We start from the raw sequence: 24,384 nt of genomic DNA, 5'->3' as shown, positions 1-24,384 counted from the left end.
GGGCGGGAGGGGCGCTGGGCGCACCGGTGTAAGCAGACGCTGCGGGACGAATGAGAAATGCTAAAATCCGCCCGCTGACCCGGTTTGACCGGTATGGGAATAGGGCGAATGAGATTCGCCTTTTTTTATGCGTTTTCGTGCGGCCCGGGCGGAAGTCTCCTCCCGAGTGCGGCAACAGGGATTCCATGTTCGAATTTATTCGCAGCCACCGGCGCTGGATGCAGTTCATCCTGCTGCTTCTGATTGTGCCGTCCTTCTTCCTCGTCGGGATCCAGGGCTATGAGAGCTTCATGCGCAAGGAGCCGGAATTGGCAACGGTCGCCGGCCAGCCGATTTCCCGCGCGGAGTTCGACCAGGCGCACCGCAACCAGCTGGAACAGTATCGCCAGCGCCTGGGCGCGCAGTTCGACCCGGCCGTGATCGACACGCCGCAGCTGCGCGAAGCGCTGCTGAACCAGCTGATCAACCAGCGCCTGCTGGCGAACGTGGCCGTGGACAACCGCTTCTCGGTGTCCGATGAAACGCTGCGCAACACCATTGCCGCGATTCCGGAAGTGCAGGACAACGGCCGCTTCTCGCCCGAGCGCTATCGCCAGGTGCTGGCGGCCCAGGGCATGTCGCCGACCTCGTTCGAGGCCGGCCTGCGTCGTGACCTGGCCGTGGCCCGCGTGCTGGAACCGGTCGGGCAGTCGGCCCGCGCGCCGGCGGAGGTGGTGGCGTCGCTCGAAACCGCCCTGACGCAGCAGCGCACGGTGCAACTGCGCCGCTTCGCCGCCGCCGACTTCCGCTCGCAAGTCACCGTCACCCCGGCCGACATCCAGGCCTGGTACGACGCCAACAAGCAGCAATTGCAGGTTCCCGAGCAGGTCCAGGTGCAGTACCTGGTGCTGAACGAGGCCGCCGCCACCGAGGGCGTGCAGGTCAAGGACGAGGACCTGGCGTCGTATTACGAACAGAACAAGAACCGCTTCGGCCAGCCCGAGCGCCGCCGCGCCAGCCACATCATGATCGAAGTGCCCGCCGGCGCTTCGGAAGATGCGCGCAAGGCCGCCCGCGCCAAGGCCGAGGCCCTGGCTACGCAGGCCGCCGCCAACCCGGCGCAGTTCGCCGAGCTGGCCCGCAAGAATTCGCAGGACGCCGGTTCGGCCGCCAATGGCGGCGACCTGGGCTGGCTGGCGCCGGGCATGCTGTCCGGCCCGCTGGAAAAGGCGATCTTCAGCCAGTCCAAGGACCAGGTGTCCGGCGTGGTCGAAAGCCCGTCGGGCTTCCACGTGGTCAAGGTCACCGAGATCCAGCCGGCCGCGATCAAGCCGCTGGCCGAGGTGAAGGACCAGATCACCGCCGAAGTGCGCAAGCAACTGGCCGCCGTGCGTTTTTCGGAGATGGCCAGCCAGCTGAACAAGCAGGTCTATGACCAGCGCGACAGCCTGCAACCGGCCGCCGACGCGGTCGGCCTGAAGCTGCGCACCGCTTCGGGCGTGACGCGCGAGGGCCTGTTGCCCGCCGACCAGGCCGGCCCCGGTTCCGCCGTGGACAGCCCGGACGCCGCGCTGCTGGACAACCCGCGCGTGCGCCAGGTGCTGTTCTCGCCCGACGTGCTGCGTGAAAAGCAGAATTCCGGCGTGATCGAGCTGTCGCCCGACACCATGCTGGCGGTGCGCGTGGCCGCGGTGCAGCCGGCCCATGTGCCGCCGCTGGACAAGGTCAGCGATTCGATTCGCGCCAAGCTGCTGGACGAGCGTTCGGCCGAAGCCGCCAAGAAGGCCGGCGAGGCCGCGCTGGCAGCCGACCAGGCCAACCCGGCCGCCGCGCCGGAAGGCTTCGGCGGTCCGCTGGTGGTGTCGCGCCAGGATCCGAAGAACCTGCCGCGCTCGGTGCTGGACGCCGTGATGCGCCTGCCGGCCGCCAAGTTGCCGGCCTACACCGGCGTGCAGTCGGGCGCCGATTACACGCTGGTGCGCCTGGAGAAGGTCGAGGCCGGCACGGTCGAGGCCGCCGACAAGGAACGCCTGGCGCAGCAATTGGCGGGCGCCTGGGGCCAGGCCGAGAACGAAGCGCTGGTGCGCATGCTGCGCGAGGAATACAAGGTGCAGGTGCTGCCGGCGGCCGCCGAGGCCATCCGCGGCGGCGACGCCTCGCAGCAGGCGGCGGGCTGACCGGCCTGCCGCGTCGCGCGCGGGCCGCCCAGGCCCGCGTCATTGCATCATTGCAGCAAGGGCCGCAGCACCGGCCACACATTGTCCAGCAACCTGGCCTGGGCATCCTCGTTGGGATGGATGCCATCTGCCTGGAACATCGCCCGGTCCGTTGCGATACCTTCCATCAGGAAGGGCACGAGCCGGGCGTTTTCGTCTTTGGCGACGGTCGGGAATACCTGCGAAAAGCGCTGGGTGTAGTCACGGCCATAGTTGGGCGGGATCTGCATGCCGACGATGACCACCTTGGCCTCGGCCTTGCGCGCCGCCTGCGCCATGGTGCGCAGGTTCTGTTCGGTCATGTTCAGCGGCAGTCCACGCAGGGCGTCGTTCGAACCCAGTTCCAGCACCACCACCGCCGGCTCGTGCTGGCGCAGCAGGGCCGGCAGGCGCGCCACCCCGCCGCTGGTGGTGTCGCCGCTGATGCTGGCGTTGACCACCTTGTACTTCGGGTATTGTTCGGAAAGCCGCGCGGACAGCAGCGGCACCCAGCCGGTGCCGCGCTTGATGCCGTACTCGGCGGCCAGGCTGTCGCCCACCACCAGCACGGTGCGCTGCGCGGAACCCTGGGCCGCGGCGGCGGTCTGAGCGTGGGCGGGCGCCATCAGCGTGGCCGTGGCGAGCGTGGATATCAGTAGTGAACGGCGAATCAGGGGAATCAGGCGCATGGATAGCAAGAATTCGATCGAGGTGAAAGGGCTGGGCAAGCGGGTGGCCGATGCCGGCGGGACGCTGTCTATCCTGGAAGACATCGATTTTACGGTGGCGTCGGGCAGCGCCGTGGCCATCACCGGCAGCTCCGGGTCGGGCAAGTCCACCTTGCTGGGACTGCTGGCCGGGCTGGATGTTCCCAGCAGCGGCAGCGTGCGGCTGGCCGGGCAGGACCTGTTCGCCCTGGACGAGGACGGCCGCGCGCGCCTGCGGGCCAATCACGTGGGGTTCGTGTTCCAGTCGTTCCAGCTCCTGCCGAACCTGACGGCGCTGGAAAACGTCATGCTGCCGCTGGAACTGGCGGGCCAGCCGGCGCGCGAGGCGGCCCAGGCCATGCTCGAGCGCGTCGGCCTGGGCGCGCGCCTGCATCACTATCCGCGCACCCTGTCCGGCGGCGAGCAGCAGCGTGTATCGCTGGCGCGCGCGTTCGTGGTGCGGCCCGACCTGCTGTTCGCCGATGAACCCACGGGCAGCCTGGACGCCGCCACCGGCGTCACCGTCATCGACCTGATGTTCGACCTGCACCGCGAGCACGGCACCACGCTGGTGCTGGTGACGCACGATCCCCAACTGGCGGCGCGTTGCGGCCGGCAGGTGGTGCTGGCGGCGGGGCGCATGGCGGCGTAGGCGGGATGCGACCAGCCCCTGCGGCCCGCGCCGGCGATACCAGCCTGAAACGAAAACGCCACCCGAAGGTGGCGTTTTTGCTTGGCCTTTGGCGCGAGCCTTACTTGGCCTTGGCCACGGCCTGGTTCCAGGCGCTGACGACGGCCTCGTATTCCTTGGCGGCGGCGTCCTGGCTGACCGGGAAGATCTTGATGCTGTTGAAGTCGGGCAGGGTGGTCAGGCTGGCCACCGCGATGTCGCTGCGGGTCGGGCGGCGGAAGTTCTTCACCAATTGCGCTTCCTGGGCCTCCTTGCTGAGCAGGCCGTCGTACAGCGCCTTGGCGGCGTCCAGGTTCTTGGCGCCCTTGATGATGAACATGCCTTCGGGCGCCAGGTAGCTGCCTTCGGTCGGGTAGACCAGCTTGATTTCCTTCTGGCCGCCGGCCACGTATTCCTGGGCGGCGTATTCCAGCGTCATGCCGACCGCGTATTCGCCGGCCGCCACGCCCTTGTAGGTGGTGCCCGACGAGGCCGTGACCACGGCGTTGGCGGCGATCTTGTCCAGGCCTTCCTGGCCGAACTGCTTGTACAGGCCGTAGACCAGCATGTAGGCGGTGCCGCTCTTGGACGGATCGGTGATGGCGAACTTGCCCTTCCATTGCGGCTGCATCAGGTCCGACCAGGTGGCCGGCGCCGCCAGGCCCTTCAACTGCCGCTCGTTGACCATCAGCACCATGATGTGCACGTTGGTGCCGACCCACAGATCGTCCGGGCCGCGGAACTCGGCCGGGATCTTGTCGATGTCGGCCGGACGGTAGGGCTGCAGGTGCTGGCGGTAGGCGCCCAGCGTGCCGAAGCCGCCGCTCCAGAACAGGTCGCCGCGCGGGTTCTGGGCCTCGGCCTCGATGCGCTTCATCATGGTGCCGGTGCCGCCGGTGACCGGCTGCACGTTCAGCTTGGGCGACTGCTTCTTGACGGCGTCGAGCGCGGTCTCGATGGTCTCGGTGTTGTTGGACGAGTACAGGACCACGTTCTGCGCCTGCGCGGCGCCCGCGGCCAGGGTGGCGGCCAGCAGGCCGGTTTGCAGGAAGTGTTTGAGGTGCATGGTTAGCCTTTGTGGATGCGGGTTATTTGCCGGAGAACAGCTTGATGCGGAATGCCTTGACCGACACGATGATGGGCAGCACGATCACCGTGACCAGCGCCGCGCCGTAGGCCGAGGCCATGCCCAGGCGGCCGCCGTCGACCTGGCGGAAGATGGCGATCGGCATGGTCTCCAGTCCGCCGCTGTAGGCCACGATCGAGGCCGACAGCTCGGAAATCGTGGTCAGCCACATCAGGATGGCGGCCGAGATGATGGAGGCCTTCATGGCCGGCAGGATGACCTTGAAGAAGGTCATCAGCGGCGATACGCCCAGGCTGATCGAGGCTTCCTCGATCGAGTCGGGTATGTTGAACAGCACCGACGAGGCGTTGCGCACCGCGAATGGCAGGCGCCGCACCGCGTAGCACAGCACCATGATGCCGGAGGTGCCGGCCAGCACCAGCCAGCCGGTGTTGAAGGTCTGCACCAGCGCGATGCCCAGCACCGTGCCGGAGATGGTCAGCGGCAGCACCACGATGTAGTCCAGCACCTGGGTGAAGGCGCTGCGCTTCTTGATCGTCAGGTAGCTGACCAGCACCGCGAAGGCCACGCCCGTCACCGTGGCAAGCGAGGCGAACTTGAGCGAATTCAGGATCGGCTCGGGCGCGCCGTGCAGGGCGCGCTGCATGCTTGCCAGCGACCACGAGCCCCAGTGCATCACCGGCCCGCTGGTCTTGGTGAAGGCGGCGATGAACACCACGATCAGCGGCAGCAGCGACAGCAGGATCACCAGCCCGACGCCGCCCGTGTACAGCATCGCCTGCCACGAACGCACCCGCCGCGCCGCCGGCGCGCGGCCCTGGGTCATGGTGTACACCTTGCGCTCGACCACGCGCTTCTGCACGAACAGCACGATGGCGACGATGGCGATCGACACCACCGACATGGCGCTCTGCAGCGTCGGGCTGCCGCCCATTTCGCTGACGAAGGTGTTGTAGGTCATCACCGACAGCAGCGGCACGCGGCTGCCCAGCAGCATCGCCAGCGCGAAGTTGCCGACCACCAGCGTGAACACCACCAGCGCGTTCACCAGCACCGCCGGCAGCAGCACCGGCACCAGCACTCGCAGCTGCGTCATGAGCGGCGGCGTGCCCAGGCTCAGGCCGGCTTCCTCCAGCTGGCCGTCGAAGCCGCGCAGCGCGGCCAGCACGCCCAGGTAGATATAGGTGTAGTAGACCAGCGTCATTGAGAACACCATGCCGGTCCAGCCATAGAAAGACGGCAGCGAGATGCCCGCGTCGCCCAGCAGATTGGTCAGGATGCCGTTGTTGCCCAGCACCAGCAGCCACGACTGGCCGACGATGATCTCGGGAATGACGATGGTCAGCACCGGCAGGATCGCCACCAGGTTCTTGAGCGGGAAGTCGTAGCGCGCCACCATGTAGGCGAACGGCACGCCCACCAGGATGGTGCAGGCGGTCACCACCAGCCCCAGCACCAGCGTGTTGCCGAAGGCCTCCAGGTATTGCGAGTCGGCCAGCAGCGCGCGGAAACCTTCCAGCGAGAAGCCGCCGTCCTGGCCGGTGACGCTGTTGCTGAACAACACCGCCAGCGGATACAGCACGAAGAACAGCAGCAGCGCCAGGCTGATTGCCGTCAGGATGCCCCAGGGCCACCATTTGATTTTCATGGCGTGGCGGTCCTCAGGCGTTGACGACGCGGCTGTCGGCGGGAATCAGCACCTGCACGGCCTCGCCGGGCTGGAACTGCGCCACCATGTTGCCCGCGTGCAGCTCCACGCGGATCTCCGAGCCGTCCTGCAGCGCGATGCGATAGGCGGTCTTGAAGCCCAGGTATTGGCGCCGCAGCACCTTGCCGGGCAGCGTGTTGGGCACGTAGGGCGAGGGCGCCATCAGGGCCAGTTCCTCGGGGCGGGCGATCAGCACCGCGCGTTCGGCCAGCGTGTCGCTGCCGAGCGTGCCGTCGAAACCCAGGCCGCACAGCTCGTAGCGCACGTGGCCGGCAGGCGCGCCGGGCAGCCCGCCGCGCGCCGGCACCGGGATCACGTTGGCCGAACCGATGAAGTCAGCCACATAGGCGTTGACCGGCGTGCCGTACAGTTCTTCGGGCGTGCCCAGTTGGGCGATGCGGCCGTGGTCCATGATGGCGATGCGGTCGGACATGGCCAGGGCTTCTTCCTGGTCATGGGTGACGAACACGGTGGTGATGCCGGCCTCGCGCACCAGGTCGAGAATGACGTCGCGCATCTGCAGGCGCATCTTGGCGTCCAGGTTCGACAGCGGTTCGTCCATCAGCAACACGCGCGGCCGGATCACCAGGGCGCGCGCCAGGGCCACGCGCTGGCGCTGGCCGCCGCTCATCTGCGCCGGGTAGCGGTCGGCCAGGGCCGCCAGCCCGACCTTGTCGAGCGCCTCGTCGACGCGCCGCTTGATCTCGGCCCGCGCCACGCCACGGGCCCGCAGGCCGTAGGCGACGTTGTCGAAGGCGGTCTTGTCGGGAAACAGCGCGTAGTCCTGGAACACCATGCCGATGTCGCGGCGGTGCGCCGATACGTGCGTGACGTCGTCCTGGTCGAACAGCAGGCGGCCGCCGTCGGGCGCGTAGAAGCCGGCGATGCAGCGCAGCAGGGTGGTCTTGCCGCAGCCGCTGGGGCCCAGCAGCGTGTAGAACGCGCCGTCGGGAATGTGCAGCGACAGGTCGCGCAGCACCTGCTGGCCGCCGAATGTCTTGATGATGCCGTCTACGGTGATCGATGCCATGAAGGGTTCCTGCCTGGGATTGAGCGCATCATAGGAATGCCGGGCCATGGCGACCAGCGGTGTTTTTTAAGGGCTGGCGTTAGTTTTTCTAAGAGGTCGGCGACGCCGCAATCCCCTAGAATGCCGCTCATAGCAACGGTGCGGCCGCGAGCGGCGCCGAATAAAACAGATGACAAGGGAAATCGTGGGAAATCGCAGCAAAGCCTTGCGCCGGCCCGGCGCACGGGCGGGCATCGCCTGAGATGGCGGGCCCGAGCCTGCCGCCGCTGAAAGCCTTGCGGGTGTTCGAGGCCGCGGCGCGCCTGCGCAGTTTCACCGCGGCGGCCGACGAACTGAGCATCACGCACAGCGCGGTCAGCCAGCAGATCCGCATCCTGGAGGATTACATCGGCCAGCCGCTGTTCGCGCGCGAGGCGCGCGGCGTCACGCTGCTGCCGTGCGCGCAGGCGTATTTTCCCGAGGTCCAGGCCAGCCTGGAGCGCATCGCCGCGGCCACCGTCAAGCTGCGCTCGCCGGGCCATGGCGGGGTGCTGCGCGTCAGTGCCACGCCGTCGCTGACGATGAAATGGCTGATTCCGCGCCTGTCGGCGTTCCAGGCGCTGCATCCCGGCATCGATGTGCAGCTCACCACCCAGGGGCGTTCGTTCCTGGACCGCGGCGACGAGGGCGGCAGCGACGTGTTCATCCGCCACGGTTTCGTGACGCACGCGGAGATGAGCTGCGTGCACTGCCTGGACGACTTCCACGTGCCGGTGGCGTCGCCGCGCTTCATCGAGCGCAACCGGCTGGCCGCGCCGGCGGATTGCCTGGGGCACCCCTTGCTGAAGGTGGCCGGCGGCATGGACCACTGGCCGCGCTGGTTCGCGCTGGCCAGGGTGGATGTGCCGGCGCAGCTGCCCGGCCCGGTCTTCGATCATCAATTCCTATGCATGCAGGCCGCCATGAATGACCTGGGCATCGCCCTGGCGCCGTGGTGCCTGCTGCAGGACGACCTGCGCGCCGACCGGCTGCGGCCGCTGTTCCTGCAGCCGCGCCTGCCCAACGCCGGCGTCCATGCGCTGTTCCGCCCGGATGCGCCAGCGGCGGCCGCGGCGCGCCATTTCATCGACTGGCTGGGCCGCGAGGCCGGCCATCCGCTACCTGACCAATAGAGAAGGAATGCCCATGCAAGATTTCCAGAGCGATGCCGGCCTGCACTGGCGCGGCATCCAGCCGCCGCTGGCGCTGTCGGACTACAAGGTCATCGCCTTCGATATGGACTCGACGCTGATCGCCATCGAGACGCTGGACGAGATGGCCGACCTGATGGGGAAAAAGGCGGAGGTGGCCGCGCTGACGGAAGCGGCCATGCGCGGCGAGATCGTCGACTACAAGCAGAGCTTGCGGCAGCGCGTGGCGCTGCTGGCCGGCATGCCCGCGGCGGCGCTGGACGAGGTGTATGAACACCGCCTGGCGCTCAGCCCGGGCGTGGAAACGCTGATCGCGGCCTGCAAGGCCGCCGGCCTGTTTTGTCTGCTGGTGACGGGCGGCTTCACCTGCTTCACCGACCGGCTGCGGCTGCGCCTGGGGCTGGACGACGTGCGCGCCAACGTGCTGGAGGTCGTCGATGGGCGGTTGACGGGACGGCTGCTGCCGCAAGCGTGGGGCGACCTGTGCGATGGCGAGGAAAAGCGTCGCAAATTGCTGGAGGTGTGCGCGGCGCTCGGCGTTGGACCGGAGCGCGCCATCGCGGTGGGCGACGGCGCCAACGACCTGCCGATGCTGCGCACCGCCGGGCTCTCGGTGGCGTATCACGCCAAGCCGGCGGTGCGGCGCGAGGCCAAGGTGGCGATCGACCAGGGCGGGCTGGACCAGTTGCTGCGCCTGTTCAGCGCCGGCAAGGCGTAGGCGCGGCGCCGACGGGCCGCCACCGGCGGCGCGAACGAGGCCCTCGGTGGACCCGAACCCGCCTCAGGCGGTGATCAGTCCGGGGATCTTCACATCCGGGTCGACATGGGCGTTGTAATCGACCCCATCGATCTCGAACCCGAACAGGCGCAGGAAATCGCGCTTGTAGCCGGCGAAATCGGTCAGTTCATACAGATTGGACTCGGTCACCTGGTGCCACAGCGCCTGCACTTGCGCCTGCACCGCTGGGTCCAGCTCCTTGCCGTCCGCGCGCAGGCGGCCTTCGGCGTCCAGGATCGGCGCCGCGCCGCACAGGCTGTCGCGGTACAACCCGTACACCTGCTCGATACAGCCCTCGTGCGTGCCCTGTTGCTTCATGACCTTGAACAGGAGCGACAGGTACAGCGGCATCATCGGAATAGCCGAGCTGGCCTGCGTCACGACCGCCTTCAGCACCGAGACGCGGGCGTCGCCGCCGCGCGCGGCCAGCTTGGCGCGGATGTCGAGCACCTTCTGGTCCAGATCCTTCTTGGCCGCGCCGATCGAGCCGTTCCAGTAGATGTCGTGGGTGATCTTCTCGCCCAGGTAGGTGAAGGCGGTGGTGGTGGCGCCTTCGGCCAGCACGCCGGCCTCTAGCAGGGCATCGATCCACATCTGCCAGTCCTCGCCGCCCATGACCGCCACGGTCGCGTCGATCTCCTCCTGGGTGGCCGGTTCCAGCACCGATTCCTTGATGATTTCCTTGTCGGTGTCCAGGCCGCGCAGCGTCACCGCCTGGCCGACCGGCTTGAGGGTCGAGTTGAACACCGTGCCGCTCACCGGATGGGTGCGGCGCGGCGCGGCCAGGCTGTAGATCATCTGGTCGACCTGGCCCAGGTCCTGCCTGATGGCGGCGATGGTCTGCGCCTTGATGGCGTCGGAGAAGGCGTCGCCGTTGATGCTCTTGGCGTACAGGCCCGCGGCGCTGGCGAACTTGTCGAAGGCGGCGCTGTTGTACCAGCCCGGCGTGCCGGCCTTGGACGCTTCGCCAGGGCGTTCGAAGAATACGCCCAGGGTCTGGGCGCCACAGCCGAAGGCGGCGCTGATGCGGGCGGCCAGCCCGTAGCCGGTGGAGGCGCCGATCACCAGCACGCGCTTGGGGCCCCCGCTGATCGGGCCCTGGGCGCGGACGTAGTCGATCTGGTTCTTGACGTTGGCCTCGCAGCCGACGGGATGGGTGGTCACGCAGATGAAGCCGCGCACGCGGGGTTTGATGATCATGAAGACCTCGTTCTGGGAATGCCGGGACGGTGTCCCGCGCCAGAGGCGGGACCGCTCCGGATTGTACGGGAGCGGGGCGGCGCGCCGGGCGAGGGCGCCCGGGCATCCCGCGGGCCTCGATCGCCGCGCTCAGCGCGCGTTGGCGGCGGCCGCGGCCAACGCGCGGCCGCGCCGCCATTCCACCAGCCCGATGCCGATGCCGCTGGCGCAGATGATGGCGATGCCGAGCCAGGTCAGGGGATCCGGGAAGTGGTCCCACACCAGCCAGCCGACCGTGGTGGCGCTGATGATCTGCAGGTAGATGAAGGGCGCCAGGGTCGAGGCCGGCGCGCGGCGGTAGGCCGCGATCTGGAACAGGTGGCCCAGGCCGCCCGTGACGCCGGTGGAGATCAGCAGGGTCCAGTCCAGCGGCGTCAGCGCCTGCAGCACCGGCAGCGCCGGGGGCAGGATGAAGGGCAGGGCCAGCGTCAGACAGCCGGTGCCCACGGCGCCGCTCCAGATCAGCGAGGTGAACGGATCGTCGCCCGCGACGCGGCGCGTGGCGATGAACTGGGCCGCGAAGCAACAGGCCGTCAGCAGGCCGAAAATGGTGCCGACCGGATGCAGGCCGCCGCCCGGGCGGATGACGATGATGACGCCGACGAAGGCGATGCCCGCGGCCACGAAGCGCGACATGCGCGCCGGCTCCTTCAGGATCCACGGCGCCAGCGACAGCACCAGCAAGGGCGCCAGGAAATTGATGGCGGTGGCCTCGGCCTGGGGAATGTAGCTGAGCGTGGTGAAGAACATCAGCGTGGCCAGGAACATCGAGCCGCCGCGCAGGATCTGTTCGCGGGGCTTTTTGCTGCGCAGGATGCCGGTTCCGCGCGTGGGCAGCACCAGCGCCAGCACCAGCACCAGGTGCACCGCGTAGCGGAACCACGACAGCACCAGCAGCGGCACCCCGGCGTTCATGACCCACTTGCCACTGGCGTCCAGGCACGACAGCGTCCACATCGACAGCACCAGCAGCAGGATCCCGACGAGCGGGCCGCTGGCGGCGGGCGCGCCGGGGCGCGGGCGACCGGTATCGGCCGGGGACATGGACGGACTCCTTGTGCGCGATCAATCCCGGGCGGGGGCCACGGGGCGGCTGACATGATACGCTCATCGCGGCAGGGGGAAAGGTTCATGATCGAACTACGCAACATAGAAACATTCTTTTGGGTCGCCACGCTGGGCAGCTTCCGCGCCGCGTCCGACAAGCTCAACACCACGCAGCCGGCGGTCTCGCAACGCATCGCCTCGCTCGAGGCCGATCTGGGCGTGCGACTGTTCGAGCGCGACGCCCGCGGCGTCAAACTGACCGCCAAGGGCCATGAACTGCTGTCGCACGCCGAACGCATGCTGCAGGTGCGGCGCGACATGTTCGAGGCCGCGCGCGAGCAGAACGTGATGACGGGCACGGTGCGCATCGGCGTGGCCGAGACCATCGTGCAGACCTGGCTGCCGACGCTGATCGAGCTGGTGCACGCCGCGTATCCGGCGCTGGTGCTGGAGATCGAGGTGGACACCACCCATGTGCTGCGCTCGCACCTGATGTCGCGCCAGATCGACCTGGCCTTCCTGATGGGGCCGGTGCTGGAAGCGCGGGTCGAGAACCTGCCGCTGTGCACCTATCCGCTGGCCTGGGTCGCCAGCCCGCTGCTGGAACTGGGCCCCGAGCCCTTGACGCTGGAGCGCATCGGCCGCCTGCCGATCGTCACCTATCCGTCCAACAGCGCGCCATACCGCGTGGTGCGCGACATGCTGACGCGCGCCGGCGTGGCGTCGCCGCGCATGTACGGCAGCGCCTCGATGTCGATGGTGGTGCGGATGACGCAGGACTGCATCGGCACCAGCGTGATCGCGCCGGTGTTCCTGGGCAAGGAACTGGCGCGCGGCGAACTGCGCATCCTGCAAGTCGACGCCGATCCGCTGCCCGAATTGAGCTTCACGGCCACCTGGGTGCAGGGGCCGGACAGCCATGCGGCGCGCCTGATCGCGCAGATGGCGCAGAAGGTCGCGGCGCAGGCCGGCGACGGCGTGGCGTCCTAAGGCCTGCCCGCCCGCAAGGAAGCCGCGCACGGACCCTGGGCCGCGGCGGCAACGGCACGCATCATGATCCGCGGGGGGGCGCGCGCCTAGGTGTTTTCCCGAGCGCCAGACGCGCGGGCGGTCATGCGAGGCGCTCGCGGCGCGCCTGCGTCCGACCCCGCGATCCCGCGCCAGGCCGCATGGTTGCTGGCTCTGCGCCCGGCGCCGGGCGGCCGGCCGGCGAGACCCAAGAAATATTTATACCCCCACATCGCAACATACGATTGGACGCTCGGCGCCCCTGACGCTGCAATGGCGGCACATCAAGAAGATCGCCTGGAAGGACAGGCCCGGGGGAAAACCTTTGCTCCTCTGACGTTCCGATTTCTACCCGCGCGCTCAAGGTAACGGGGACCCGCGCGCGCCAGACCATCCCGCCAGCCAGGAGTTTGTTCCATGAAGAAGTCGCTCGCTCTCGCCGCCGTCGCCGCCAGCCTGTTGGCCGGCGCCGCTCAGGCGCAAGACCTGCCCAAGACCCACCTCAAGGTGGTCGGCGGCCTGTCCAACCTGACCGCCTACAACGATTACGAAAAGCCGTTCTGGACCAAGACCATTCCGGAAGCGTCCAAGGGCCAGGTCACCGCGGACATCAAGGGCTTCAACGAAATGGGCCTGAAGGGGCCGGAACTGCTGCGCCTGATGTCGACTGGCGTGGTCGAGTTCGGCACCGCCACGCTGTCGTACTTCGCCAGCGACAACCCGATCAACGAAGCCATCGACCTGGCCGGCCTGGCGCCGGACGTGAAGACGGCGCGCGAGGTGACCAACGCCTTCGAGCCGGTCTACGCGCGCCTGTACGGCGAGGGCAGCAACGTCAAGCTGCTGGGCATCTCCACCTATCCGGCGCAGGTGCTGTTCTGCAACGCCGAGATCAAGGGCCTGGCCGACATCAAGGGCAAGAAGGTCCGCACCAGCAGCCGCACCACCGCCGAATTCGTGGAAGCGCTGGGCGGCTCCAGCGTCACCATGGCGTTCGGCGAAGTGGTGCCGGCGCTGCAGAACAAGGTGGTCGATTGCGCCATCACCGGCTCGCTGTCGGGCTACTCGGCCAAGTGGTACGAAGTGTCGACCCACCTGGTGGCGCTGCCGATCAACTGGAACCAGCAGATCCACGCCGTCAACCAGAAGGCCTGGGACAAGCTCGACCCCAACGTGCGCACCTTCCTGCAGGCCAACGTCAAGACGCTGGTCGACAACATCTGGGACGCCGCGGCGCGCCAGACCCAGGAAGGCTATGACTGCAACACCGGCGCGGCGGCGTGCCCGTTCCCGGTCAAGGGCAAGATGGTGCTGGTGCAGCCTTCGGACGCCGACCGCGAACTGCTCAAGAAGGTGACGCAGGAAGCCGTGCTGCCCAAGTGGGCCGCGCGTTGCTCGGCGCAGTGCGTCAAGGACTTCAACGCCACCGTCGGCAAGACGCTGGGCGTGACCGCCAGCAAGTAAGGCTGTCCCCATGACCCGATCCGAACATTTCCGCCTGCTGGGCGGGTTGCTGCGGCGCGCCGAGACCTTCTCGCGCGTCGCGGTATGGGCGGGCGGCGCGCTGACCATCGCCAGCGTGCTGCTCATTTCCTTCGACGTGCTGGCCCGCAAGTTCCTCGGCTTTACCACCGGCGGCGCCGACGAACTGTCCAGCTACGCCTTCGCCATCAGCACCTCCTGGGCGCTGGCCTTCGCCACGCTGCAGCGCGCCAACGTGCGGGTGGACGTGCTGTACCAGAAGCTGCCGGTGCGCCTGTCGGCCGTGCTCGACTGGGTTTCCATGGTGGCGCTGGCCGTCTTCATGGTGTTCCTGACCTATTACGCCTATGAAGTGGTGCAGATGTCGTGGGCGCAGAAGTCCGCCGCCAACACGCCGCTGGCCACGCCGTTGTGGATTCCGCAGGGCCTGTGGCTGCTCGGCCTGGCGTGGATGTGCGTCACGGTGGCCTTGATGCTGGCGCGCGCCTCGGCCGCGCTGGTGACCGGCGACATCGAACTGGTCAAGGAAATCTGCGGCGTGCGTTCCGCGCAGGAAGAGGCCGACGAGGAAGCCGCCGCCGGCGAACGCATGGTCAAGGGAGCCGCCGCATGATCGCCACCGCATTGACCCTGCTGCTGGTCCTGATCGGCCTGTCGATCCCCGTGGGCGCGGCCCTGGGGGTGCTGGGCCTGATCCTGGACCCGATGTTCTCGATGCTGCCGCTGTCGCGCGCGATCGGCGAGATCTCCTGGAGCACCAATAACGAGTTCCTCCTGGTCGCCATTCCGCTGTTCATCATGCTGGGCGAGGTGCTGCTGCGGGCCGGCTTCGCCGAGCGCATGTACGGCGCCATGAGCCTGTGGCTGTCGTGGCTGCCGGGCGGCCTGATGCACGCCAACATCGGCGCCTCGACGCTGTTCTCGGCCACCTCCGGTTCCAGCGTCGCCACCGCCGCCACGGTTGGCACGGTGGCCATCCCGCAGATCCGCAAGTATGGCTACAACGAGCCGCTGTTCCTGGGCAGCCTGGCCGCCGGCGGCACGCTCGGCATCCTGATCCCGCCGTCGATCAACCTGGTGATCTATGGCGTGCTGACCAATTCGTCCGTGCCCAAGCTGTACCTGGCCGGCATCATCCCGGGCTTCGCCATGGCGGCGCTGTTCATGCTGACGGTGATGATCGCCTGCGTGGCCAAGCCGTCCTGGGGCGGCAAGAAGATCCAGGCCACCTGGGGCCAGCGTTTCGCCAGCCTGGTGCACCTGGCGCCGCCGATGGGCATCTTCCTGCTGGTGGTGGGTTCGATCTACGCCGGCCTGGCCACGCCGACCGAGGCCGCCGCGCTGGGCGTGCTGGGCGCGCTGATCCTGGCCGCCTGGTTCCGCCGCCTGACCTGGACCATGCTGCGCGAAGCCATGGAAGGCACCATGCGCTCGACCGCCATGATCATGCTGATCGTGGTGGCCGCCAGCTTCCTGAACTTCGTCATGTCGGCCACCGGCCTGACCGACGCGCTGACGCAGTCCATCACCGGGTTGGGCCTGTCGCCGGGCTGGATGCTGCTGATCGTGATCGTGTTCTACCTGGTGCTGGGCTGCTTCATGGAGACCCTGTCGATGATGATCACGACCATCCCGATCGTCGCGCCCATCATGATCGCGCTGGGCTACGACCCGATCTGGCTGGGCATCATCATCATCATCCTGGTCGAGGCCGCGCTCATCACGCCGCCGGTCGGACTGAACCTGTTCGTGGTGCAGAGCCTGCGCAAGAGCGGCTCGATGAGCGCCGTGATCACCGGCAGCCTGCCGTTCGTGCTGGCGATGTTCGTGATGCTGGCGCTGCTGGCGTGGTGGCCCGACCTGGCCTTGTGGCTGCCGCGGGTGTTCGGCTAGCGCGCCGGGCCCATAACCGTTGCGGGCGTGGCCTCCGGATGCCACGCCCATTTTCCCCGTTTCCTCCGCAGGACTTTTCATGAAAGCCGTATTCCAGATCGAAGCCGATTCCCCCCGCCAGGTCGAGGTGGATTTCAACACCCTCATCGTGGCGGGCTGGGCCGGCCGCGACATGGCCGCCATCGAGCACCATATCGAGGAACTGGCCGCCATCGGCGTGCCGCGTCCCACCAGCGTGCCGCTGTACTACCGCATCGCCGACAACCAGCTGACCCAGGCCGAACAGGTGCAGGCGGTGGGCGCCGATTCCTCCGGCGAGGTCGAGACCTTCGTGTTCGCGGCCGGCGGCGAAATGTTCGTAAGCATTGCCTCGGACCACACCGACCGCAAGCTGGAGACGGTCAGCGTGGCCATGTCCAAGCAGGTCTGCGTCAAGCCGGTGGCGACCACGGCCTGGCGCCTGGCCGACGTGGCCGACTACTGGGACGAGCTGGTGATCCGTTCGTACATCGTCGAGAACGGCGTCGAGGTGCTGTACCAGGAAGGCCCGCTGGCCTCGCTGCGCACGCCGCAGGACCTGATCGCCGGCTACACCGGCGGCGGCGCGACGCTGCCCGAAGGCGCCGGCATGACCTGCGGCACCGTCGGCGCCATCGGCGGCATCCGCCCGTCGGCCGAATTCACCATGGAACTGTTCGATCCGCGCCGCCAACGCAGCCTGCGCCACCGTTATCATGTCGAGATCCTGCCGGTGGTGGCCTGACGCCTGGCAGGCGCCCTGATTGCCATGACGCGCCCCTGCGGGGCGCGCCGGTCCAACACTTTTCATGCCGCCCCGCGGCCCCCTGGAACCGTATGCTTTCGACCCTGAATGCCCTGACCGCCGCCCTCAACGACGGCCGCACCACTTCCGTTGAACTGACCGAGGCCGCCCTGGCGCGCGCCAACGATCCGGCCGGCGAGGGCGCCCGCGCCTTCACCCGCCTGTATGCCGAGTCGGCGCTGGCCCAGGCCCGCGCCTCGGACACGCTGCGCGCCGCCGGCATCGTGCGCTCGGCCATCGAGGGCCTGCCGATCAGCATCAAGGACCTGTTCGACATCGAGGGCGAGACCACCATGGCCGGCTCGGTGGCGCGCGAGGGCGAACCCGCCGCCGACGCCAACGCCGAAGTGGTGCAGCGCCTGATCGCCGCCGGCGCGGTCATCATCGGCCGCACCAACATGACCGAATTCGCCTATTCGGGCCTGGGCATCAATCCCCATTACGGCACGCCGCTGAATCCCTGGGATCGCGCCACCGGCCGCATTCCCGGCGGCTCGTCCTCCGGCGCGGCGGTGTCGGTGGCCGACGGCATGGCCGTGGCCGGCATCGGCTCGGACACCGGCGGCTCGGTGCGCATTCCCGCCGCGCTGTGCGGCCTGACCGGCTTCAAGCCCAGCGCCTGGCGCGTCTCGATGGAAGGCGTGCTGCCGCTGTCGGCCAACCTGGACTCCATCGGCCCGATCGCCGCCAGCGTGCGCTGCTGCGCAGAACTGGACGCGATCCTGTCGGGCGAGGGCGGCCCGGTGCCCGAGGCGCTGCCGCTGCGCGGCCTGCGCCTGGCGGTGCCCAGGACGCTGGCGCTGGACGGCATGGACAAGCACGTGTCCGACACCTTCGCCCGCGCCGTGGCGCGCCTGAAGGAAGCCGGCGCCCTGGTCGACGAGATCGCCATTCCGGAATTCGCCGAACTGGCCAACATCAATGCCAAGGGCGGCTTCACGGCCGCCGAGGCCTGGGCCTGGCACCGCGAGCTGATCGCGCGCGCCGGCAAGCGCTACGATCCGCGCGTGGTGTCGCGCATCCTGCGCGGCAAGGACATGAGCGCCGCCGACTACCTGGACCTGCTGGATGCGCGCGAAGCCTGGGTGGCCGCGGTCGACCGCCGCATCGCCGGCTACGACGCCCTGATCATGCCGACGACGCCCATCGTGGCGCCGGCGGTGGCGGATCTGCAAGCCTCGGACGAAGCCTATTACGCCGCCAACGGCCTGATCCTGCGCAATCCCACGCTGATCAATTTCCTGGATGGCTGCGCGCTGTCGCTGCCGTGCCATGCCGCGGGCACCGCGCCGGTCGGCCTGATGATCGCCGCCAGCAATGGCGCCGACCGCCGCGTGCTGGCGATCGGCCTGGCGGTCGAGGAATTGCTCGCCGCTTGAACCGGCGCCGGGGCCGCGTTGCGTCGCGGCCCGCGGTTTCCCGCCGTCCCACGGCGTGGGCGGGCAGGGCGGTGTTTTCCGCCATATCGGCATCGTCCTCCCGACGCTAACATGGCGACGGGACAGGCCGCGCAACGGGGCAGGATTCGGGCGCCATGATAGATCTGCGCAATATCGAGACGTTTTTCTGGGTGGCCACGCTGGGCGGCTTTCGCGCCGCGGCCGAAAAACTCAACGCCACCCAGCCGGCGATTTCCCAGCGCATCGCGTCGCTGGAGTCCGACCTGGGCATCCGCCTGTTCGACCGCGACGTGCGCGGCATCAAGCTGACCGGCAAGGGCCGCGAGCTGCTGTCGCATGCCGAGCGCATGCTGCAGCTGCGGCGCGACATGCAGGAGGCGGCCCGCGCCAAGAGCGTGATGAGCGGCACCCTGCGGCTGGGCGTGTCCGAGACCATCGTCCACACCTGGCTGCCGACGCTGATGGAGTACCTGCACGACGCCTACCCGGCGCTGATGGTCGAGATCCAGGTCGACACCACCACCATGCTCAAGACCCAGCTGGCCTCGCGCCAGATCGACCTGGCGTTCCTGCTGGGGCCGATGGAAGAGCCGCGCATCGAAAACCTGTACCTGTGCAATTACCCGCTCAGCTGGGTCGCCAGCCCCAAGCTCAAGGTGGGGCGCCAGCCCATCAGCCTGAAGCGGCTGGGGCAATGGCCGGTGATCACCTATTCGTCCACCACCGATCCGCACCGCGCGGTGCGGCAAGTGCTGCAGCAGGCCGGCGTCGACGCGCCGCGCATGTACGGCAGTTCGGCGCTGAGCGTGATCGTGCGGATGGCGCTGGACGGCATCGGCACGGCGGTGATCGCGCCCGTCATCCTGCATAAGGAGCTGGCGCAGGGCGAATTGCGGCTGCTCGACGTGAAGGCGCCGCCGCTGCCGCCGCTGCACTACACCGCCTGCTGGATGCAGGGGCCGGACAGCCAGGTGCCGCGCACCGTGGCCGAGGCCGCGCAGCAGATTGCGCGCGAAGAAGCGCTGCGCCATCCGGCAAAACCCTGATAAGGAATTCTGATCGGGGTCTATCGCAACATGTGATTAGACGCTGCGGCCGAGTTCCTGTGCAATGTCCCCATACCAACATCGATGCAAGGGGAATTGACATGGCACTGGATTCGGCGGTCCGCAGCAGCGTGGAACTGGCGCGCCGCGCGCGGCTCGATGCCCGCAGCGGCAAGCTGGCCGGCCCCACCGCCAACCTGGCCCCGGGCCATGTGCAGGCCAACCTGGCGATCCTGCCGCGCGCCCTGGCGGCCGATTTCCTGCATTTCTGCCAGCGCAATCCCAAGCCGTGCCCCTTGCTGGCCATGTCCGAGCCGGGCGATCCGGCGTTGCCCGAGCTGGGCCACGATATCGACATCCGCAGCGACATCCCGCGTTATCGCGTCTGGCAGAACGGCGAGCTGGTGGCCGAACCCACCGACGTGCGCGACTGGTGGCGCGACGACCTGGTGTCGTTCCTGATCGGCTGCTCGTTCTCGTTCGAGGAAGCAATGCTCGACAACGGCCTGCCGGTGCGCCACATCGAACAGGGCTGCAACGTGCCGATGTACCGCACCAGCATCCCGACCCATGCCGCCGGCGTGTTCGGCGGTCCGCTGGTGGTGTCGATGCGGCCGCTGAAGGCCGCCGACGCCATCCGCGCCATCCAGGTGACTTCGCGTTTTCCCTCGGTCCATGGCGCGCCGGTGCACCTGGGCGACCCGGCATTGATCGGGATTGCCGACATCAACCGGCCGGATTATGGTGATCCCGTGGAGATCCGTCCGGGCGAAATGCCGGTGTTCTGGGCCTGCGGCGTCACGCCGCAGTCGGTGGTGGCCGCGGTGCGCCCCGACTTCTGCATCACGCACGCGCCCGGCCACATGCTGGTCACGGATCTCGTCAACAGCCGCATGGCGATCCTGTAGTCGCCATCGGTAGTCGCCACCGGCCATTCTCAGTCAACCGTCAGCGGAAAACCGCTAGAAACAGGAATCGCATCGATCAGGAATCAGCCGTACCTGGCGTCCTTGTGACGTCCCCATGACGCGCTCGCGGTGTCCTCGTGGCACCCTCATGGCACCCTCATGGCGCCTGTCATGGCGTATCCGCAGCTTTGGTTTTGCCTCCAGAAAGATCCATGAAAGGACAAGGGGAAAAGGCGACAGAAGTTTCAGGCCCAGCGCCTGCCGGCATGCCGGCGGGACGGGGCCGCCGCAGGCCCGGATCCGCCGGGCCCGGGGCCGCGCGCCCCGTGGATTGCATTGCTTTCACAGTGGGATTTTTTCCAGGAGTCAGGTAATGAAGATGAAGCTCATTGCGGGTGTCGCCGCGAGTCTGGCGCTGTTGGCCGCCGCGCCGACGCAGGCGCAGGTCAAGACCGTGAAGATCGGCGCGATCTATCCCCTGTCCGGCGCGCTGGCGTCCACCGGCGCCGAGATCAAGGCCGCGGTGGAATTGGCCGTGGACATCGTCAATAACCCGCATCCCGAACTCGAAGGGATCCCGCTGGCCGCGGGCGCCGGCCTGCCGGCGCTGGGCGGGGCCAAGATCGAAGTGGTGTTCGGCGATTCGCAGGGCAAGCCCGAAGTGGGCCTGGCCGACGCGCAGCGCCTGATCGACCAGGAGAAAGTGGTGGCCCTGACCGGCGCCTACCAATCGGCCGTCACCAAGACCGCCAGCCGCATCGCCGAGCAGCGCGGCATTCCCTACCTGAATGGCGAGTCCAGCAGCCCGGACCTGACCGAGCGCGGCTACAAGTGGTTCTTCCGCACCTCGCCCAACGACGACACCTTCGTCGAGAACATGATGCAGTTCCTGGACGGCGTGAAGGGCACGCCGACCGCCAAGATCGCGGTGGTCTACGAGAACACCGACTTTGGCGTCAACACCTACAAGGCGGTCGAGAAGTTCGCCAAGCAGTACAAGCGCCAGGTGGTGGCCAACATCGCCTACAGCGCCGGCTCGGCCTCGGTGACGGCCGAAGTGCAGAAGCTGGCCGCCGCCAAGCCGGACGTGGCGATCTTCGCCAGCTACACCTCGGACGCCATGCTGTTCGTGCGCACCATGCGCGAAAGCAAGTACGCCCCGCCGGTGCTGCTGGCCAATGACGCCGGCTTCATCGACTCGCGCTTCGTGCAGGAAGTGGGCCCGCAGGTGCAGGGCGTGCTGACGCGCGACGTCTGGGGCAACGACGTGGCCGCCGCCAAGGCCGGCCTGAAGAAGATCAACGACATGTACAAGGCCAAGACCGGCAAGGACCTGAACGGCAATAACGCCCGTTCGATGCAGGGCGTGCTGGTGCTGGCCGACGCCATCAACCGCGCCGGCTCCACCGATCCGGAAGCGATCCGCAAGGCGCTGGCGGCCACCGACCTGGGCGAGGCGCAAGTGGCCATGCCCTGGGCCGGCGTGAAGTTCGACGACAAGGGCCAGAACACCAAGGGTTCCGGCCTGATCCTGGAACTGAAGGGTTCGTCCTACCAGACGGTATGGCCGGAAAAGTACCGCACCGACAAGACGCTGCCCACGCTGCCGTTCTCCTGGAAGTAATCATCAGCCGTGGCGGGCCGCGGGGGCCCGCCACAGGAGCACTCCATGTTCGAAGCTCTCTCGGCAGGCCTGTTCAACGGCCTGATCTATGCCGCGGTGGCGGTGGGGCTGGCGCTGATCTGGGGCATCACCGACGTCATCAATTTCGCCCATGGCGAATTCCTGATGCTCGGCATGTATGCCGCCTATTGGCTCTACACCCTGGGTCATATCGACCCCACGCTGTCGGCGCCCTTGGTCGCCATCGTGCTGGCCTTCGTCGGTTTCCTCACCTATGCGCTGATCATCAAGCGCCTGCAGAAGGGACCCGCGATGGCGGTGATCCTGGCCACCTTCGGCCTGGGCCTGGTGCTGCGCCAGCTGGCGTTCATCGCCTTCAGCCCGGACTACCGCAGCCTGCCCGATACTCTGGTGTCCGGCAGCGTCACGCTGGCCGGCGTTTCGCTGGGTCGCCCGCAAGTGGTGACCGGGCTGGTGGCATTGGTGGTGGTGGCCGCGCTGTTCGTGCTGGTGTACCGCACGCGCTGGGGGCACGCCCTGCAAGCGGTGGCCGAAGACCGCCAGGTGGCCGCGCTGGTCGGTATTTCGCCGGACCGCGTCAACGCCCAGGTCTGGATGCTGGGCAGCGCCGCGGTCGGCCTGGCCGGCGCGCTGCTGACCACGTTCTTCTATGTGTTTCCCTCGGTGGGCACGGTGTTTGGCCTGCTGGCCTTCGTGGCGGTCTGCATGGGCGGCTTCGGCTCGCTGCCGGGCGCCTTCATCGCCGGCATCCTGATCGGCATCATCGAGGCCATGACGGGCTACTTCGTGGCGCCCGCGCTGAAGACGGTCAGCGTCTTCATCCTCTTCATGCTGGTTCTCTGGTATCGGCCGCGCGGCCTGTTCGGGCGGTGGTGACATGACGACGACACAGAAAAAGGACGGCGCCGGCTCGGGCGTGCCGAAATGGCCGGTGGCCGTGGCGCTGGCGGCGGCGGTGCTGCTGGCGCTGGTGCCGCTGGTGGTGACCGACTCGTTCACCTTGCAGGTGCTGCTGCTGGCCATCATGTTCGGCGCGCTGGGCGCGTGCTGGAACCTGGTGGGCGGCTTTCTCGGGCGCATTTCCTTCGGCCACGCCGTGTTCGTGGGCGTGGGCGGCTACACCACCTTGCTGCTGCTGCATCACCTGAAGCTGACGCCGCTGCTGGGCATCCCGCTGGGCGGCCTGATCAGCGCGGCGCTGGCCTGGCTGGTGGGCGGGCCGACGCTGCGCCTGTCCGGCCATTACTTCGCCATGGCCACCATCGCGCTGCTGCAGATCGGGCTGCTGCTGATGATCAACTGGGACTGGGCCGGCGGCGCCGTCGGGCTGGAAGCGCCGATCGGCGACGCCGCCTGGATGCTGCTGTTCCGCAGCAAGGTGCCGTACTACTGGATCGCGGTGGGACTGGCGTTCCTGACGTTCTGCGCCACGTACTTCCTGGTGCACTCCAAGACCGGCTTCTACTGGCGCGCCATCAACGGCGACGAAGCAGCCTCGCGCAGCCTGGGCGTGCCGGCGGACCGCTACAAGATGCTGGCGTTCGTGCTGTCCGCCGGCATGACCGGGGTGTGGGGCGGCTTTTTCGCCATGTACGTGGGCTTCATCGATCCCGAATCGATGTTCAGCCTGACGATGTCGGTGCAGGTGGTGCTGGTGGCCATCCTGGGCGGCGTCGGCACGCTGGTCGGCCCGTGGCTGGGCGCGGCCGTGCTGTTGCCGCTGTCGGAAGGCACGCGGGTGCTGTGGGGCAGTTCGGGCCTGGGCCTGGATCTGCTGATTTTCGGGTTGGCGATCCTGCTCGTCACCCTGTTCCTGCCAGGCGGTCTGGTGACATTGAGGAGGCGCCGTGGCTCTGCTCGACGTTAAGAACCTGACCAAGCGCTTCGGCGGCCTGGTCGCCAACAAGGACATCTCGCTGTCGGTCGAGGCGGGCGAGATCGTCGCCATCATCGGCCCCAATGGCGCCGGCAAGAGCACGCTGTTCAACGGCCTGGTCGGCCATCACGAGCCGACCTCCGGCACGGTGGCGTTCGCCGGCGAGTCCATGATCGGCCGGCGGCCGGAGCAGGTCGCGGCGATGGGGCTGGTGCGCACCTACCAGATCCCGCGCAGCTTCGGCCAGATGACGGTGCTGGAAAACGCCATGGTCGGCGCGCTGCTGCGCCATCCGCGCCTGCCCGACGCGCGCCGCGCCTCGGCGCGGGTGCTGGAACTGGTGGGGTTGGCCGACCGCGCCGACACGCTGGCGGCGGAACTGAACGTGGCGGGGCAGAAGCGGGTGGAGCTGGCGCGCGCGCTGGCGACCGAGCCGCGCATGCTGCTGCTGGACGAAGTGGCCGGCGGCCTGAATCCGGCCGAAGCCATCGCGCTGGCCGAGATCCTGCGCGGCATCCACGCCGCCGGGGTCACGCTGATCATCGTCGAGCACGTGCTGGAGGTGGTCATGCGGCTGGCGCAGCGGGTGCTGGTGCTGAACTTCGGCCAGATGATCGCCGAAGGCGCGCCGCAGGACATCGTGCGCAATCCCGCCGTGATCGAAGCCTATCTGGGGAGGAAGCACCGTGCCTGA

Annotated in this window: 22 protein-coding genes; 16 read left to right on the top strand and 6 right to left on the bottom strand. The window is 68.1% G+C overall.

Going from position 1 to position 24,384, the window contains the following annotated elements; all coding sequences use genetic code 11:
* The first annotated feature begins 185 nt into the window (after positions 1–185).
* Positions 186–2,156 (top strand): SurA N-terminal domain-containing protein, encoded by a 1,971-nt coding sequence (locus tag DK459_RS23945; RefSeq protein WP_020927483.1) that lies wholly within the window; start codon positions 186–188, stop codon positions 2,154–2,156.
* A 47-nt stretch (positions 2,157–2,203) separates the two neighbouring features.
* On the opposite strand, the gene DK459_RS23940 is transcribed toward DK459_RS23945, so the two are convergent.
* Positions 2,204–2,863, bottom strand: coding sequence for an arylesterase (locus DK459_RS23940; protein WP_006388174.1), 660 nt, complete (start codon positions 2,861–2,863; stop codon positions 2,204–2,206).
* Between DK459_RS23940 and DK459_RS23935 the strand changes: the two genes are divergently transcribed.
* A complete protein-coding gene (locus tag DK459_RS23935) occupies positions 2,862–3,533 on the top strand; it encodes an ABC transporter ATP-binding protein (RefSeq protein ID WP_006388175.1) in 672 nt (223 codons plus the stop codon). The genes DK459_RS23940 and DK459_RS23935 overlap by 2 nt on opposite strands.
* Positions 3,534–3,633: 100 nt before the next feature.
* Here DK459_RS23935 and DK459_RS23930 read toward each other — a convergent pair whose 3' ends face one another.
* From DK459_RS23930 to DK459_RS23920, 3 genes are read right to left on the bottom strand one after another with little or no spacing between them, the layout of a single operon-like run.
* Positions 3,634–4,617, bottom strand: coding sequence for an ABC transporter substrate-binding protein (locus DK459_RS23930; RefSeq protein WP_054497115.1), 984 nt, complete (start codon positions 4,615–4,617; stop codon positions 3,634–3,636).
* Between the two features lie 22 nt (positions 4,618–4,639).
* Positions 4,640–6,286: an iron ABC transporter permease gene (locus DK459_RS23925; RefSeq protein WP_054499479.1), complete on the bottom strand. Its 1,647-nt coding sequence runs from the start codon at positions 6,284–6,286 to the stop codon at positions 4,640–4,642.
* Between the two features lie 13 nt (positions 6,287–6,299).
* Complete coding sequence (locus DK459_RS23920) at positions 6,300–7,376, bottom strand: ABC transporter ATP-binding protein (protein WP_026383554.1); 1,077 nt, start codon at positions 7,374–7,376, stop codon at positions 6,300–6,302.
* A 242-nt stretch (positions 7,377–7,618) separates the two neighbouring features.
* Here DK459_RS23920 and DK459_RS23915 point away from each other — a divergent pair, with 242 nt between their 5' ends.
* Positions 7,619–8,527: a LysR substrate-binding domain-containing protein gene (locus DK459_RS23915; RefSeq protein ID WP_070541321.1), complete on the top strand. Its 909-nt coding sequence runs from the start codon at positions 7,619–7,621 to the stop codon at positions 8,525–8,527.
* Between the two features lie 13 nt (positions 8,528–8,540).
* Complete coding sequence (gene serB / locus DK459_RS23910) at positions 8,541–9,263, top strand: phosphoserine phosphatase SerB (protein ID WP_054438407.1); 723 nt, start codon at positions 8,541–8,543, stop codon at positions 9,261–9,263.
* 63 nt (positions 9,264–9,326) lie between these two features.
* Here serB and fabV read toward each other — a convergent pair whose 3' ends face one another.
* Positions 9,327–10,523 (bottom strand): enoyl-ACP reductase FabV, encoded by a 1,197-nt coding sequence (gene fabV / locus DK459_RS23905; RefSeq protein WP_054443443.1) that lies wholly within the window; start codon positions 10,521–10,523, stop codon positions 9,327–9,329.
* Between the two features lie 129 nt (positions 10,524–10,652).
* On the bottom strand, positions 10,653–11,606 hold the full coding sequence (locus DK459_RS23900) for a DMT family transporter (RefSeq protein ID WP_006388183.1): 954 nt from the start codon (positions 11,604–11,606) through the stop codon (positions 10,653–10,655).
* 87 nt (positions 11,607–11,693) lie between these two features.
* Between DK459_RS23900 and DK459_RS23895 the strand changes: the two genes are divergently transcribed.
* The 12 genes from DK459_RS23895 (at position 11,694) to DK459_RS23840 (ending at position 24,384) form a co-directional block, all read left to right on the top strand.
* On the top strand, positions 11,694–12,599 hold the full coding sequence (locus DK459_RS23895; RefSeq protein ID WP_047992683.1) for a LysR family transcriptional regulator: 906 nt from the start codon (positions 11,694–11,696) through the stop codon (positions 12,597–12,599).
* Positions 12,600–13,034: 435 nt separating this feature from the next.
* The gene (locus DK459_RS23890) at positions 13,035–14,081 is read left to right on the top strand and encodes a TRAP transporter substrate-binding protein (protein ID WP_006388185.1); all 1,047 of its coding nucleotides are present in this window, start codon (positions 13,035–13,037) and stop codon (positions 14,079–14,081) included.
* Between the two features lie 10 nt (positions 14,082–14,091).
* The gene (locus tag DK459_RS23885) at positions 14,092–14,712 is read left to right on the top strand and encodes a TRAP transporter small permease subunit (RefSeq protein ID WP_020927491.1); all 621 of its coding nucleotides are present in this window, start codon (positions 14,092–14,094) and stop codon (positions 14,710–14,712) included.
* Complete coding sequence (locus tag DK459_RS23880) at positions 14,709–15,992, top strand: TRAP transporter large permease (RefSeq protein WP_020927492.1); 1,284 nt, start codon at positions 14,709–14,711, stop codon at positions 15,990–15,992. The genes DK459_RS23885 and DK459_RS23880 overlap by 4 nt, the downstream gene beginning before the upstream one ends.
* A gap of 79 nt (positions 15,993–16,071) precedes the next feature.
* Positions 16,072–16,755: a DUF2848 domain-containing protein gene (locus tag DK459_RS23875; RefSeq protein WP_070541323.1), complete on the top strand. Its 684-nt coding sequence runs from the start codon at positions 16,072–16,074 to the stop codon at positions 16,753–16,755.
* 92 nt (positions 16,756–16,847) lie between these two features.
* Positions 16,848–18,194, top strand: coding sequence for an amidase (locus tag DK459_RS23870; RefSeq protein WP_070541325.1), 1,347 nt, complete (start codon positions 16,848–16,850; stop codon positions 18,192–18,194).
* Between the two features lie 155 nt (positions 18,195–18,349).
* Positions 18,350–19,261, top strand: coding sequence for a LysR family transcriptional regulator (locus DK459_RS23865; protein ID WP_006388190.1), 912 nt, complete (start codon positions 18,350–18,352; stop codon positions 19,259–19,261).
* Between the two features lie 101 nt (positions 19,262–19,362).
* A complete protein-coding gene (locus tag DK459_RS23860) occupies positions 19,363–20,169 on the top strand; it encodes a putative hydro-lyase (protein WP_020927495.1) in 807 nt (268 codons plus the stop codon).
* Positions 20,170–20,542: 373 nt separating this feature from the next.
* Positions 20,543–21,793 (top strand): ABC transporter substrate-binding protein, encoded by a 1,251-nt coding sequence (locus DK459_RS23855; protein ID WP_006388192.1) that lies wholly within the window; start codon positions 20,543–20,545, stop codon positions 21,791–21,793.
* Between the two features lie 45 nt (positions 21,794–21,838).
* Positions 21,839–22,690 carry a branched-chain amino acid ABC transporter permease gene (locus DK459_RS23850; protein ID WP_110135106.1) on the top strand — a complete coding sequence of 284 codons (852 nt, stop codon included), beginning with the start codon at positions 21,839–21,841 and terminating at the stop codon, positions 22,688–22,690.
* Between the two features lies 1 nt (position 22,691).
* Complete coding sequence (locus DK459_RS23845; protein WP_020927498.1) at positions 22,692–23,681, top strand: branched-chain amino acid ABC transporter permease; 990 nt, start codon at positions 22,692–22,694, stop codon at positions 23,679–23,681.
* Positions 23,662–24,384, top strand: a complete 723-nt coding sequence (locus DK459_RS23840; RefSeq protein ID WP_020927499.1) for an ABC transporter ATP-binding protein — start codon at positions 23,662–23,664, stop codon at positions 24,382–24,384. Before DK459_RS23845 ends, DK459_RS23840 begins: the two co-directional genes overlap by 20 nt.

Origin of the sequence: Achromobacter sp. RW408 (assembly GCF_003184165.1) — a bacterium.
GTDB lineage: Bacteria > Pseudomonadota > Gammaproteobacteria > Burkholderiales > Burkholderiaceae_B > Achromobacter > Achromobacter xylosoxidans.
Note: the sequence above shows the minus strand (reverse complement) of the source record. Positions and strands in the feature narration are given on the sequence as shown.

Excerpts from the sequence above, each read along its gene's own strand:
- DK459_RS23865 (WP_006388190.1), top strand. The coding sequence starts at position 18,350 with ATGATAGATCTGCGCAATATCGAGACGTTTTTCTGGGTGGCCACGCTG.
- DK459_RS23920 (WP_026383554.1), bottom strand. The coding sequence starts at position 7,376 with ATGGCATCGATCACCGTAGACGGCATCATCAAGACATTCGGCGGCCAG.
- DK459_RS23930 (WP_054497115.1), bottom strand. The coding sequence starts at position 4,617 with ATGCACCTCAAACACTTCCTGCAAACCGGCCTGCTGGCCGCCACCCTG.
- DK459_RS23895 (WP_047992683.1), top strand. The coding sequence starts at position 11,694 with ATGATCGAACTACGCAACATAGAAACATTCTTTTGGGTCGCCACGCTG.
- serB (WP_054438407.1), top strand. The coding sequence starts at position 8,541 with ATGCAAGATTTCCAGAGCGATGCCGGCCTGCACTGGCGCGGCATCCAG.
- DK459_RS23875 (WP_070541323.1), top strand. The coding sequence starts at position 16,072 with ATGAAAGCCGTATTCCAGATCGAAGCCGATTCCCCCCGCCAGGTCGAG.
- DK459_RS23880 (WP_020927492.1), top strand. The coding sequence starts at position 14,709 with ATGATCGCCACCGCATTGACCCTGCTGCTGGTCCTGATCGGCCTGTCG.
- DK459_RS23900 (WP_006388183.1), bottom strand. The coding sequence starts at position 11,606 with ATGTCCCCGGCCGATACCGGTCGCCCGCGCCCCGGCGCGCCCGCCGCC.
- DK459_RS23885 (WP_020927491.1), top strand. The coding sequence starts at position 14,092 with ATGACCCGATCCGAACATTTCCGCCTGCTGGGCGGGTTGCTGCGGCGC.
- fabV (WP_054443443.1), bottom strand. The coding sequence starts at position 10,523 with ATGATCATCAAACCCCGCGTGCGCGGCTTCATCTGCGTGACCACCCAT.
- DK459_RS23870 (WP_070541325.1), top strand. The coding sequence starts at position 16,848 with ATGCTTTCGACCCTGAATGCCCTGACCGCCGCCCTCAACGACGGCCGC.
- DK459_RS23890 (WP_006388185.1), top strand. The coding sequence starts at position 13,035 with ATGAAGAAGTCGCTCGCTCTCGCCGCCGTCGCCGCCAGCCTGTTGGCC.
- DK459_RS23935 (WP_006388175.1), top strand. The coding sequence starts at position 2,862 with ATGGATAGCAAGAATTCGATCGAGGTGAAAGGGCTGGGCAAGCGGGTG.
- DK459_RS23915 (WP_070541321.1), top strand. The coding sequence starts at position 7,619 with ATGGCGGGCCCGAGCCTGCCGCCGCTGAAAGCCTTGCGGGTGTTCGAG.
- DK459_RS23850 (WP_110135106.1), top strand. The coding sequence starts at position 21,839 with ATGTTCGAAGCTCTCTCGGCAGGCCTGTTCAACGGCCTGATCTATGCC.
- DK459_RS23925 (WP_054499479.1), bottom strand. The coding sequence starts at position 6,286 with ATGAAAATCAAATGGTGGCCCTGGGGCATCCTGACGGCAATCAGCCTG.
- DK459_RS23945 (WP_020927483.1), top strand. The coding sequence starts at position 186 with ATGTTCGAATTTATTCGCAGCCACCGGCGCTGGATGCAGTTCATCCTG.
- DK459_RS23860 (WP_020927495.1), top strand. The coding sequence starts at position 19,363 with ATGGCACTGGATTCGGCGGTCCGCAGCAGCGTGGAACTGGCGCGCCGC.
- DK459_RS23855 (WP_006388192.1), top strand. The coding sequence starts at position 20,543 with ATGAAGATGAAGCTCATTGCGGGTGTCGCCGCGAGTCTGGCGCTGTTG.
- DK459_RS23940 (WP_006388174.1), bottom strand. The coding sequence starts at position 2,863 with ATGCGCCTGATTCCCCTGATTCGCCGTTCACTACTGATATCCACGCTC.
- DK459_RS23845 (WP_020927498.1), top strand. The coding sequence starts at position 22,692 with ATGACGACGACACAGAAAAAGGACGGCGCCGGCTCGGGCGTGCCGAAA.